The organism is Dietzia alimentaria 72 (assembly GCF_000226215.1).
GTDB lineage: Bacteria > Actinomycetota > Actinomycetes > Mycobacteriales > Mycobacteriaceae > Dietzia > Dietzia alimentaria.
Map to the genome: position 1 here is coordinate 274,581 of NZ_AGFF01000024.1, position 12,514 is coordinate 287,094.

A 12,514-nucleotide genomic window follows, 5' to 3' on the forward strand; every position below is an offset into this window, starting at 1 on the left:
ATCATGCCGACCTCCCGTGCCCCCTCCCGCCCTGCCACCGGCGGCGAGCCGGATTTCCCCGCCTGGCTGGCCGGGTTGTCCGACGAATCGCTCGTCCGACTGTGCGAGCAGCGCCCGGATGTGGCCACCCCTCCCCCTGCCACGTTGGACGTCCTCGCCTCGCGACTGCGACTGCCGGCGTCCACGGCTCGGGCGACGGGGTCCCTCACATGGCCGGAACTGCTGGTCCTGGCCACCGCTTCGGTGTTGGGTGCAGACTCCGGAGCCGTTCCGCTGGTCGCGGTGTCCGACCGTCTGGGAGTCAGCCACGGCGAGCCGGTCTTCGCGGTCGCCGTGGCACGTCTTCGCGATCTCGCGCTGTTCTGGGGCGAGAGCACCCATGCTCGTATCGTGCCCGTCACGGCGGCGGCCGTCGCAGCGGCGCCGGTTGTGGCTCCCCACCCCGGCGAGCCGTCGGGCGCCGACCTCGAGGTCGCGTGGGACGGCCTCTCGGAAACTGCCGTCGGGGTGCTCGGTGCGATCGCCCGCGGCCGAAAGCCCGTCGGAGCGCTCGGGCCGGGTGCATCAGAATCGGTACGTGCCGCGGCCTCGGAACTGTCGGAGGCGGGTCTGGCCGAGGTGACGGGGGACCACGACGGCGAGGTGGTCATCCCCCGCGCTCATGCACTCGACCGCGCCCGCCACGGCCCCCGTGCCGCGGGGTCCAGCCTGCTCCACGCCCCCGCATGGGCTGCCGCCCGCTCCACCAGGTCACGAACGGACGCGTCCGGCGGCGTCGCGGCGCTCGACCTGCTGCACCGCTGCGACTCTGTACTGAGCGCTCTCTCCCTGGCCCCGGCAGCCACCCTCAAGGCCGGTGGTGTGGGGGTTCGCGAACTCCGGAGGGTGGCGCGCGCCGCGGCGCTGGACGAGGCCGAACTCCCCCTCCTGCTCGAAGTCCTCGCCGCAGCCGGATTGGTCGCCCTGGGCGACTCCGACGTAGGCGACGTGGCCTACGACTCCGCCTGGGCGCCCACCGAGAACGCCGACGTGTGGTCGACCCGGGAGCCCGCGCGGCGCTGGGCCGAGCTCGTGTCTGCCTGGTGGACGATGCCCCGCACCCCCTGGCGGGTCGGTACGCCGATAGAAGGCGGCGGGACCGTTCCGGCACTAGGTGAGGTCGCCGGCCCGCCCGGACCGAGCGAACGGGTGCGGGTGTTCAAGGCCCTGACGGAGCTGGATCCCACCGCGCAGCCGGACGCCACCCAGTTGGCTGAGGTGGTGCGTTGGTTCTCGCCGATCTGGTTCTCCCGCACCGGCGCGGCGCCGATCTCTGAGACCGTGGCCGAGGCTCGGAAGATGGGGCTCGTCGTCGGCACCGTTGCTACGAGCGCGGCCAGGTACCTGGCCGCCGCCACCCGCGAGGCCGGCTCCCCGGCTCCCGATGCCGATGGCCTCGAGTCACTCCTCGTCGACGCGCTGCCCGAGCCGGTCTCCGAGGTGATCGTCCAGGCGGACCTGACGATCCTCGCCCCCGGCCCGCTCGTGCCGGAACTGGCCGCCGACTTCGCTCTGATCGCCGACGTGGAGTCGGCGGGCGCCGCCACCACCTACCGCGTCTCCGAGAACTCGCTCCGCCGTGCACTCGACTCGGGCCGGACAGCCGCAGGGATCCGGGATCTCCTCGCCCGCACGTCGACCACGCCGGTCCCGCAGTCGCTGGATTACCTCATCGAGGACGTGGCCCGCCGGCACGGACGACTGCGGGTGGGTACTGCCCTGTCTTTCGTGCGCTGCGACGACCCGTCGCTCGTAGCCCAGGTTATGGGCTCACCGGTTGCCGAGAGCAGTGCGCTCCGGTCGATCGCTCCTACCGTCCTCATCTCCCAGGCACGACCGCTGGACCTGGTCGAGGCATTGCGTGAACACGGCTTCGCGCCCGTTGTCGAGGACACCACCGGAGCCGTGGTGGCACTGTCCCGCCCCGTCGCGCGGGTCAGGGCCGTCTCCCCCACCCGTGCGCCCCGGATTCCCACCCGTGCGCCGAGCAGCTCCGAACTGCGAGCAGCCGTTACCGCCATGCGCGCGGCCGACCGCGTCCGCTCAGCGCGTGGCAAATCCGGCGGCGGCTACACCGGCGAGGCCGCAATCGCCCGCCTCCATGAGGCAGCGAGCACGGGCACCGCTGTGACCGTCTCTGTGGTGGACGCCCAGGGCCGCTCCACCTCGCGACTCCTCGTCCCCGCCACTGTCGCCGGCGGCCGTATCGAGGGCATCGAACCGGACTCGGCCGAGCCCGTCGTCCTCCCCCTCCACCGGGTCATCTCCGTCTCCGACGTCGACCCCACCCGCTGAGACCACCCACGCCCCGACCCCGTCACACGAATTCCAGGACAATGGACGGTCGGGTCACACGCGAACCCGGTGAGAACCTCGAGGAGGACCGAAGTGAGTGGTGGACCACTGATCGTCCAGTCCGACAAGACCGTGTTGCTGGAGATCGACCACGAGCAGGCCGGTGACGCACGCCAGGCTCTGGCGCCGTTCGCCGAGCTCGAACGCGCCCCGGAACACGTCCACACCTACCGGATCACGCCGCTGGCACTATGGAACGCCCGCGCTGCGGGCCACGACGCCGAGCAGGTCGTCGACGTGCTCATCAAGTTCTCCCGCTTCCCCGTGCCGCAGCCGCTGCTCGTCGATATCGCAGATACCATGGACCGCTACGGCCGCCTGCAACTGGTCAAGAGTCCCGTCCACGGGCTGACCCTGGTCTCGCTGGACTCCGCCGTGCTGGCCGAGGTCCGGCGACATAAGAAGATCGCCCCGATGCTTGGCGCGGACATCGACGCCGACACAGTGATCGTGCACCCATCTGAGCGCGGCCGGCTCAAGCAGGAACTACTCAAGGTGGGCTGGCCGGCCGACGACCTCGCCGGGTATGTCGACGGCGAGGCCCACGACATCGCACTGTCCACCGAAGGCGAGCAGTGGGAACTGCGCGACTACCAGCAGATGGCCACCGACTCGTTCTGGGCCGGCGGCTCGGGCGTCGTCGTACTCCCGTGCGGTGCGGGCAAGACCATGGTCGGCGCGGCCGCGATGGCCAGGGCCAAGGCCACCACGCTGATCCTGGTAACCAACACCGTCGCCGGACGCCAGTGGAAGCGCGAGCTCCTCGCCCGCACCACGCTGACCGAAGACGAGATCGGCGAGTACTCCGGAGAGCGCAAAGAAATCCGTCCCGTCACCATCGCCACCTATCAGGTGGTCACCCGCAAGACCAAGGGCGTGCACCGGGCACTCGAGCTGTTTGACTCCCAGGACTGGGGCCTGATGATCTACGACGAGGTGCATCTGCTGCCCGCGCCCGTGTTCCGCATGACCGCGGACCTGCAGTCCCGACGTCGGCTCGGACTCACCGCCACACTCGTGCGCGAAGACGGACGCGAGGGTGACGTGTTCTCCCTCATCGGCCCCAAGCGCTACGACGCCCCGTGGAAGGACATCGAGGCGCAGGGCTGGATCGCACCCGCCGACTGCGTGGAGGTGAGGGTCACCCTGACCGAGAACGAGCGGATGCTCTACGCCACCGCCGAGGCGGAGGACAAGTACAAGCTGTGCTCAACCGCCCGGACCAAGATCCCCGTGGTCAAGAAGATCCTGGCCCGGCACGCCGGCGCACCGACCCTGGTGATCGGCGCCTACCTCGACCAGCTCGAGGAGCTCGGTGCGGAACTCGACGCGCCCGTCATCCAGGGCTCCACGTCGAATAAGGAGCGGGAGAAACTGTTCAACGCCTTCCGCGCCGGGGAGATTTCCACTCTCGTGGTGTCCAAGGTCGCCAACTTCTCCATCGACCTACCAGAAGCCAGCGTCGCCGTGCAGGTGTCGGGGACGTTCGGCTCACGGCAGGAGGAGGCACAGCGGCTCGGTCGGCTCCTCCGGCCCAAGCACGATGGAGGGCAGGCCCACTTCTACTCGGTGGTCTCCCGCGACACTCTCGACGCGGAATACGCCGCACACCGCCAGCGCTTCCTCGCCGAACAGGGGTACGCGTACCGCATCGTCGACGCCGACGACCTGCTGGGGCCGCCGATCCCCGAGGTCGGCTGAGCCTGGGATACTGGGCCCATGGCCGCCGATCGCACCCCCCGTGCCCCGCACGAGCAATACCGACTCGCCGATATCCCCGTTGACGACGCCTGGGTCCGCAAGCACAACGAGAGCCTGTCCGAGATCCGGCGTCTCCAGTGGTCGGCGGGACTCCTGGGCGTGATCGTGCTCGCCGCCGGTGTCGCCGTGCTGGTAGGGTCCGGGTTCGCCGCATGGGGATGGATAGTCGCTGTGATGGCTGGGGCGTTCGCACTCGGATCCCTGGCGATGGTCGCCTACATCCCCCGCAAGATGGGCTCCATGCAGCACACGTACGCCACCTCAGAGCTGGTCCCCGCCATGATCGCGGAGGTTCGCCCGCGCGGTATGACCCTGCTGGCACTGGTCGACAGGACCGTCGACCGTTCCGCCGGCAAACTGCCGGCGCTCGTCGCCCGCAACTGCGGGCAGATCCCCGGTCACGAGCCGCGGGTGGGCGAACGAATCCCATGTGTTGCAGTGGTCGGCAACCGCAGTGCGCGCGGCAAGGACAACCTCTACCAATTCATCTCCCCGTTGCCGATCGCCTGGGCGACGCCGGACAAAGCCGCCAGGCGCCGCCTGGAGAAAGAGATCCCCGCCGGCGAGTGGGAGCGGCTGCGGCAGAACCTCGACCGCGTCGCCGAGGTCACCGCCCTTCCGACAGGCCTACTCCCGCTCGACTGAGTCGCTGAGCACCGCTGTCGCGTGCTTCATCAGGGAGCCGAGCCGCATCCGATCGGGGCAGCTCACCCTCACATCGAGTTCCACCAGAGGTTCAGCGGTGACCGGGCCGACGCACAACGCCACCACGGGACCGCGGAGAGCCTGCAGCAGCTCGTCGTGCACTCCGATGGCCCGCGCGCGTTCGAGAACGGCAACCACCGCGGGGGCCGAGGTGAAGGTCACGCCGTCCACCGCACCGCGCGCGATGGTGCGCACGAGGTCGTCGAGGGCCTCCAGGTTGTCGGGGAGTTCCCAGCGGTAGATCGGCAACTCCACCACGTCGGCTCCGGCCTCTCGCAAGCCGTCGAGCAGCGGCGACATCGGGTTCCAGTGCGAGCCGGTCCCCTGCACCTGGACGCCCACGGTGAGCCCGTCGACCCCGCGCGCGAGCAGCATCTCAAGCAACTCGGGGCTGGCCTCGCTGGCCGCCGACGCGCATTCACGTAGCCCCGCGCCGCGCAGTGCCCCGGTCGTCTTGGGCCCACGCGGTTCGCCACACCCCACTGCTCGCAAATCTCGAGCCACCAGCGCACGCCTGCCGCCGTGGTGAGGACCATCAAGTCCGCGGGAGCGTTGAGCAGTCGGTCGGTGGCGGCCCGCACGAGCGTGTCCTCGGCGAGGTGGATGGTGCTGATCGCGGGGGCGTGCAGAACGGTTGCCCCGCGCCGCTCGAGGATGGTGCGCTGCTCCTCGGCGCGCCGAGCGGCGGTCACCGCCACGGTGCGGCCGCGAAGTGGCTGCTCGGCCGGGCGTGCGGATTTGGAGGAGGTGTCGTCGTCGGTCACTCCCCCATGATGGCCGACCTCGGCGCCGAAGTCGCCTCGCCCTGCGCCGGAGCCGCCGCGCCCGGGGCCGGGTGTATGGTCTCGGGCCGTTACGCTGGTGGCCTGCCGAACTGCACTCCTTCCCGGCCGAAAGGATCCGCCGTGCCGTTTCCCCTCGATGTTCCCGAATCCGTGCTTCGCAACCGGCGGAGCGAGAAGTGGCAGGCCCACCCGGAGGCCGTGCTGCCGCTGTTCGTGGCGGAGACCGATGTCCTATTGGCGCCGGCCGTACAGGAGCGACTGGTCGCCGCGGTAGAGGTCGGCGACACGGGGTACTTCACGGAAATCGAACGGTTCGCCGGGGTGTGCGCTCGCTATTACTCCCGGTTCGGGTTCGACGTGCCCGAGGAGTCGGTCGTCCCGGTGAATGATGTGGGCGTGGGCGTGCGCGAGACCCTTGCACGGGTACTGCCAGCCGGGGCAGGGGTTGTCTACACCCCGCCTGTTTACATGCCGTTCGCGCCGTGGATCCGGCGTGTGGGGATGTCCCCGGTGGCGGTGCCGTTGATCGACCACGACGGCGAGGACCCGCGGTTGGACCTGCCGGGCATCGAGCGTGCGCTCGCGGAGGGTGCGCGGGGTGTGTTGCTCAGCCACCCGCACAACCCCACTGGCGTGCTGCACTCAAATGCAGAACTCGCCGCGCTCGCCGACTTGGTGGCGGGATATGACGACGCTGTGGTGGTCTCGGACGAGATCTGGGCCCCGCTGTCCATGCCCGGGGTCGACTTCCACTCGTTTCTCGCCGCCTCCGACACCGCCCGCGAGGTCGGTCTGGTCGTGTCGTCGGCGTCCAAGGCGTTCAATCTCGCTGGTCTCAAGTGCGCGTTCGTTATCAACGGCAACCCCGCGAAGTTCGAGGTCCGGCGATCGGCGTTGTCCGGCGCGGTGGGACACTTCGGCGCTCTGGCCGGGGAGGCGGCACTAGTGGACTCCCTCGACTGGCTGGAAGACATGCGGTCGGCGCTGGCGTCCAACCTCGATCTTATGGAAGCACTTCTCGCCGAGCACCTGCCCCGCGCACGCTGGCGCCGGCCGGACGCCGGTTTCGTCGCCTGGATCGACCTGCGCGGGTACTCCGGACTTGGCGACGACCCTGCCAAGGCCTTCCTTGACGCTGGCCAGGTGGCGCTGAGCCCCGGACCCGCTTTCGGACCGCAGGGTAAGGGCTTCGCGCGAGTGAACTTCGCTTGCTCGGAGGAGATCCTCACCGAGGCTTTCAAGCGGATGGGCCGCGTCGCGGCCGCCGACGGCTGAGGCCGGGCACCCACCCCGGCGGTTGGGCGTACTCACAACCGATCTTGTCGTCACCACTGCGACGACACGCCAGGCCGCACCGCAGTGGTGACGACAAAACCTGACCGCCGAATAGGCCTGAAGCTGGTCATCCGAGCCCTGCCCCACATGCCGTTCCGCCCCAGACCGCCGACGGCGGCCGCCCCGGGTATCCGGAACGACCGCCGTGTGCGCGGGTACAGGGGTCAGCCCTGCTCCGCCGCCAACTTCTTCAGCGACTCGGTGGGGGCGAAGCGCTCGCCGTACTTAGCGGCCAGCTCCTCCGCGCGGGTGACAAAGCCCTTGTACCCGGAGGCCTCCTTCGCCTCGGGCTCCGAGTAGTTCTTGGCGAACTGGCGCGTGCCTCCGGTCCACGCCGGGAAGCCGATACCGATGATGGAGCCGATGTTGGCATCCGCGTCGGCCTCGATCACGCCCTCGTCGACGCACTTCTGCGTCTCGAGAACCTCGGCGAAGATCATGCGATCCACCAGGTCCTGCAGCGGCGGGGCGTTGTCCGGCGAGGTCGAGAAGGCCTCGCGCAGGCCGGGCCAGAGGCCGGTACGCTTGCCGTCTTCGTAATCGTAGAAGCCGGCACCGGCTGCACGGCCGGACCGCTTGATCTCTTCGACCATCTTCAGTACCACGCGGTCGGAGGAGCTGGGCACGTACTCCTTGCCGGCAGCCTCTTCGGCCTCACGGGTGGCCTGACGGATCTTGACCATGAGGTTGAGGTTCAGCTCGTCGGACAGCTGCAGCGGCGCTGCGGGGTAACCGGCGATCCGCCCGGCCTGCTCGATGGTGGCCGGATCGATGCCCTCGTCGAGCATCCCGATCGCCTCGTTGACGAATGTGCCGATGACACGCGAGGTATAGAAGCCGCGCGAGTCGTTGACGACGATCGGGATCTTGCGGATCGCCAACGTGAGGTCGATGGCCTTGGCCAGCGTCTCAGGGGTCGTCTTGTCCCCCTTGATGATCTCCACCAGCTGCATCTTGTCGACCGGCGAGAAGAAGTGCACACCGATGAAGTCCTCGGGACGCTGGACGCCCGTCGCCAGATCGGTGATCGGCAGAGTCGAGGTGTTGGAGCCGAGCAGTGCATCCGGGTTGACGATGCCCTCGATCTCCTGGAACACCTTCTTCTTCAGGTCGGGAGACTCGAAGACCGCCTCGATCACCGTGTCGCAGCCGGCCAGATCCTGCGGGTCGGCGGTCGGGGTGATGCGGGCCAGCAGAGCGTCGGACTTGTCCTGCGTGGTGCGGCCCCGCTCGAGCGCCTTGGCTTCGATCTTCTCCGAGTAGGCCTTACCCTTCTCGGCGCCGGCCAACTCGACGTCCTTGAGGACGACCTCCATGCCGGCCTTGGCGCACACGTAGGCGATGCCGGCGCCCATCATGCCGGCGCCGAGCACGCCGACCTTCTTGAACTCTGTCTTCGGGATCTCGGAGCCGTCAGCGGCCTTGGGCCGGGCACCGCCGGACGAGAGGTGCTGCATGTCGAAGAAGAACGCCTGGATCATGTTCTTCGAGATCGGGCCGGTGACGAGCGAGACAAAGTAGCGGGCCTCGATCTGCTCGGCGGTGGCGAAGTCGACCTGCGACCCCTCCACCGCAGCGGCCATGATGGCTCGCGGCGCCGGGGAGGGCGCACCCTTGGTCTGCTTGCGCATGTTGGCCGGGAACGACGGCAGAACGGCGGCAACGGAACGATCGTCGACGGTGCCCCCGGGCAGCTTCCACCCCTTGCGGTCCCACGGCTGCGACGCCTCGGGATCACTCTTGAGCCATGCCTTGGCGGTGGCGATGAGCTTCTCGGGCTCGACCACCTCGTCGACGAGGCCGATCTCGAGCGCCTTGGCCGGGACGAAGGACTTACCCGACATGAGGATGTTGGGCACGGCCTGGGCCAAACCGAACATCCTGACGGAGCGGACGATGCCGCCGCCACCGGGCAGCAGGCCGAGGGTGACCTCGGGCAGGCCGACCTTGGCGCCCCGGGCATCGGCCATCACACGGTGGTGGCAGGCCAGTGCCAGCTCGAGGCCGCCGCCCAGCGCCGCGCCGTTGAGTGCGGCCACCACCGGCACGCCGCAGGTCTCGAGGGCGCGCATGCGGCCCTTGATGGCCATCGACCGCTCGAACAGCTCGTCGGCCTGGTCGAGGTTCGCCTTGATCAGGGACTTGAGGTCACCGCCGCCGAAGAAGCTCTTCTTGGCGGACGTCAGCACAACGCCCTTGATCGAGTCCTTCTCCGACTCGATCCTGGAGACAGTCGCGTCAAAGTCGTCGATGAAGCGTGTGTTCATCGTGTTGGCGCCGTGGTCGGGGTCATCCATGGTGAGGGTGACGATGCCGTCGCCGTCCTGCTCCCACCGGAACATATTCTCGCTCACTGGTTTTTTACTCCTGTATGGCTGGTGTCGGTGGGCCGGGTCAGACGCGCTCAATGATGGTGGCGACGCCCATGCCGCCGCCAACGCAGAGGGTGATGAGCGCACGCTTGCCGCCGGTGCGCTCGAGCTCGTCGAGCACGGTGCCGGTGATCATCGCGCCGGTCGCGCCAAGCGGGTGGCCCATGGCGATCGCGCCGCCGTTGACGTTGAGCTTCTCGTCCGGGATGTTCATGTCCTTCTGGAAGCGGAGTACCACGGAGGCGAACGCCTCGTTGAGCTCCCAGAGGTCGATGTCGTCCGCGGTGAGGCCGGCGGTCGCGAGCGCCTTCTTCGCTGCCGGGGTGGGCCCGGTCAGCATGATCGTGGTGTCGGCGCCGGAGGTCGCGGCGGACACAACGCGGGCGCGCGGGGTCATCCCCATCTCCTGGCCGGCCTTCTCCGAGCCGACAACCACGAGCGCGGCGCCGTCGACGATGCCCGACGAGTTACCACCGTGATGAACGTGGTTGATCTCTTCGACCCAGTGGTACTTCTGCAGTGCGACCGCGTCGAAGCCGCCCATCTCGCCGACCATGGCGAACGACGGCTTGAGCCCGGACAGCGACTCGACGGTGGTGCCGGGCCGCATGTGCTCGTCGCGGTCGAGGATCGTCAGGCCGTTGGTGTCCTTGACCGGCACGACGGACTTGTCGAACCGTCCCTCGTCCCAGGCCTGCGCGGCGAGGCGCTGTGAGCGCTCGGCGTAGCGGTCGACGTCCTCGCGGCTGAAGTTCTCGAGGGTGGCGATGAGGTCGGCACCGATCCCCTGCGGCGAGAAGTAGGTGTCGTAGTTGGTCGCCGGGTCCATCGCCCAGGCGCCACCGTCGCTCCCCATCGGCACGCGCGACATGGACTCGACACCGCCGGCGAACACGACCTCGTCCCAGCCGGAGCGGATCTTCTGCGCTGCCATGTTGATTGAGCTCAGACCGGACGCGCAGAAGCGGTTGATCTGCACACCGGCAACCGTGTCGGGCATCTTGGCTGCGAGCGCCGCGATGCGCGGCAGGTCCATGCCCTGGTCTCCGAGCGGGCTGACGATGCCCAGGATGATGTCCGAGATGCGGTTCTCGTCGAGGTCGGGGAAGCGGCGACGCGTCTCGTCAATGAGACCGACGACCAGGTCGATCGGCTTGACCCCGTGCAGGGCGCCGCCGGGCTTGCCCTTGCCCCGCGGTGTGCGGATCGCGTCGTAGATGAATGCCTCGGTCATGGGTGGTCCACGGCCTTTCTCTGGGCGGAACTGGTACGTGTTCTTCTTCAGGTTACGCGTTCGGCACAGTACGTTCGGAGTATGGTCCGTTTCGCTGACCGTTCGCCTTGGCCTTCACGATGGCACAGTGGTGTTGTGACCGCCGACACCGCCTTCCCCTCCGCACTCGCCGAACTGGCCGACGCCTGCGGCGTAGCGACAAGCTACGTTGACGCGCACGGCGCTCACCACGACGTTTCCGAGCGCACGCTGCGCGCTGTTCTCGCCGCCATGGGGGTCGTCACCGACCAACACAAACAGAGCCACGACGACGACGACGACGACCGCGCCGTCTCCGATCACCGCGCCCTGGAAGAATTTCGTTTGCGCTCATGGCGCCGTGTCCTGCCTGCGACCGTGGTGGCGGAGGAGGCAGTGGCCGCCGAGTTCTCGGTCCATGTCCCGCGCGGCGCCACCGTCAGCGTGTGGGCACACCTCGAGGAGTCAGACACCCCTCTCCCCCTGCACCCGCGCACCTCGCGCTCACCGCGTGAACAATGCGCGGAAATCGACGGAGTCCTGGTCGACCGCATCAGCTTCGGTCTTCCGAAGTCGTTGCCGATCGGCTGGCACCGGATAGTCTCGATCGTCGATCAGGTCTCTGAGCAGGGCCCCACCACGTCTGCATCAAACGGTGGTCAGCACCCTGCGCCCCAGCAGATCGAGTCAACGCTCGTTGTCTACCCCTCAAGGATTCCCCTCCCCGCCGATTTAGACGAACGACGAGCTGTGGGCCTGGCCACGCAGCTGTATCAGATCCGTTCCGAACAGTCTTGGGGGATGGGCGACCTCGCTGACCTGGCGGAACTCGTCGACTGGGCAGGTCGAGACCTTGCAGCCGATTTCGTTCTGGTGAACCCCATGCATGCGGCCGAACCCTTCCCCCCGGTGAGCCCGTCGCCGTACCTGCCGACGTCCCGACTTTTTGCGGCCCCCCTGTATCTCCGGCCCGAGCGGATACCGGAATACGGCGCACTATCGTCCACCGAGAAAGCTCGAGTGGACGAGCTCGCAGCGTCAGCCTCGGCAATGAACTCTGCGGATTCGATCGATCGCGACGCTTCGTGGGCCGGAAAGCTCGAGGCACTGCGCATCATGTTCGATAGTCCGATGTCGCCCCGTCGCGCCGAGCAGTTCGATCGGTTCCTCACAACGCACGGTGAAAACCTTTCGACTTTTGCCATCTGGTGCTCGATCGCGGGCGTGCATGGATCCGACACATCACAGTGGCCTGCTGCCCTCTCGAATCCGGAATCGGACGCCGTCGCAGACCACGCCCGAGCCTATTCAAACGAGGTGCTGTTCCATCAATGGTTGCAGTGGACCGTCGCGCAGCAACGCGCAGACGCACAGGCGAGCGCGAGAGATGCTGGCATGCGCCTGGGGATCATCCACGATCTCGCCGTGGGAGTACATCCGACCGGTGCCGACGCATGGGTCTTCAACACCTCCCTGGCGCGTGGGGTTTCCGTAGGGGCCCCGCCCGATATTTACAACCAGCGTGGGCAGGACTGGTCACAGCCACCGCTGCGTCCAGATGCGCTGGCAGAAGGCGGCTACCGCCAGTTTCGCGACATCGTCCGTGCCGCGCTTCGTGACGCAGGCGGCATCCGGATCGACCACATCCTCGGACTGTTCAGGCTGTGGTGGATACCGTCGGGCTCGCTTCCCACCGAGGGAACCTACGTCCATTACGACCACGAGGCGATGCTCGGTGTCCTCGCGTTAGAAGCAACGCGCGCGGGCGCGGTGGTCATCGGTGAGGACCTGGGGACGGTTGCCCCCGGTGTGCGTGAAGAGTTGGCAGCCCGAGGAATCCTCGGCACATCGGTGATGTGGTTTGAGCAAGATGCCTCGGGTCCTATCGACCCCCAGGAATATCGACGTCT

8 protein-coding genes are annotated in these 12,514 nt (G+C 68.1%); 5 read left to right on the forward strand and 3 right to left on the reverse strand.

The window, feature by feature from the left end; translation table 11 throughout:
- The first annotated feature begins 3 nt into the window (after positions 1-3).
- The 3 genes from ON04_RS13390 to ON04_RS13400 all read left to right on the forward strand — a co-directional run bounded on the left by ON04_RS13390 (position 4) and on the right by ON04_RS13400 (position 4,800).
- Complete coding sequence (locus tag ON04_RS13390) at positions 4-2,334, forward strand: helicase-associated domain-containing protein (protein ID WP_010542140.1); 2,331 nt, start codon at positions 4-6, stop codon at positions 2,332-2,334.
- A gap of 93 nt (positions 2,335-2,427) precedes the next feature.
- Entirely contained in the window at positions 2,428-4,095 is a 1,668-nt protein-coding gene (locus tag ON04_RS13395; RefSeq protein ID WP_010542141.1) for a DNA repair helicase XPB, read from the forward strand.
- Positions 4,096-4,113: 18 nt separating this feature from the next.
- Entirely contained in the window at positions 4,114-4,800 is a 687-nt protein-coding gene (locus tag ON04_RS13400) for a DUF3239 domain-containing protein (protein ID WP_010542142.1), read from the forward strand.
- Here the strand turns inward: ON04_RS13400 and ON04_RS16770 are convergent.
- Positions 4,783-5,364, reverse strand: coding sequence for a uroporphyrinogen-III synthase (locus ON04_RS16770; RefSeq protein ID WP_158217843.1), 582 nt, complete (start codon positions 5,362-5,364; stop codon positions 4,783-4,785). The genes ON04_RS13400 and ON04_RS16770 overlap by 18 nt on opposite strands.
- Positions 5,365-5,765: 401 nt before the next feature.
- Here ON04_RS16770 and ON04_RS13410 point away from each other — a divergent pair, with 401 nt between their 5' ends.
- Complete coding sequence (locus ON04_RS13410; RefSeq protein WP_029458430.1) at positions 5,766-6,920, forward strand: MalY/PatB family protein; 1,155 nt, start codon at positions 5,766-5,768, stop codon at positions 6,918-6,920.
- 224 nt (positions 6,921-7,144) lie between these two features.
- Here ON04_RS13410 and ON04_RS13415 read toward each other — a convergent pair whose 3' ends face one another.
- Positions 7,145-9,322, reverse strand: coding sequence for a 3-hydroxyacyl-CoA dehydrogenase NAD-binding domain-containing protein (locus ON04_RS13415; protein WP_420795351.1), 2,178 nt, complete (start codon positions 9,320-9,322; stop codon positions 7,145-7,147).
- Between the two features lie 52 nt (positions 9,323-9,374).
- Positions 9,375-10,586, reverse strand: a complete 1,212-nt coding sequence (locus ON04_RS13420; RefSeq protein WP_010542146.1) for an acetyl-CoA C-acetyltransferase — start codon at positions 10,584-10,586, stop codon at positions 9,375-9,377.
- 135 nt (positions 10,587-10,721) lie between these two features.
- On the opposite strand from ON04_RS13420, the gene malQ reads away from it, so the two are divergent.
- Positions 10,722-12,514 (forward strand): 4-alpha-glucanotransferase (gene malQ / locus ON04_RS13425; RefSeq protein ID WP_010542147.1); only part of this gene is annotated, 1,793 nt, incomplete at its 3' end.

What these genes read in the sequence shown, in the direction of transcription:
- ON04_RS13420 (WP_010542146.1), bottom strand. Translation starts at nt 10,586, where the DNA reads ATGACCGAGGCATTCATCTACGACGCGATCCGCACACCGCGGGGCAAG.
- ON04_RS13390 (WP_010542140.1), top strand. Translation starts at nt 4, where the DNA reads ATGCCGACCTCCCGTGCCCCCTCCCGCCCTGCCACCGGCGGCGAGCCG.
- ON04_RS13400 (WP_010542142.1), top strand. Translation starts at nt 4,114, where the DNA reads ATGGCCGCCGATCGCACCCCCCGTGCCCCGCACGAGCAATACCGACTC.
- ON04_RS13415 (WP_420795351.1), bottom strand. Translation starts at nt 9,322, where the DNA reads ATGTTCCGGTGGGAGCAGGACGGCGACGGCATCGTCACCCTCACCATG.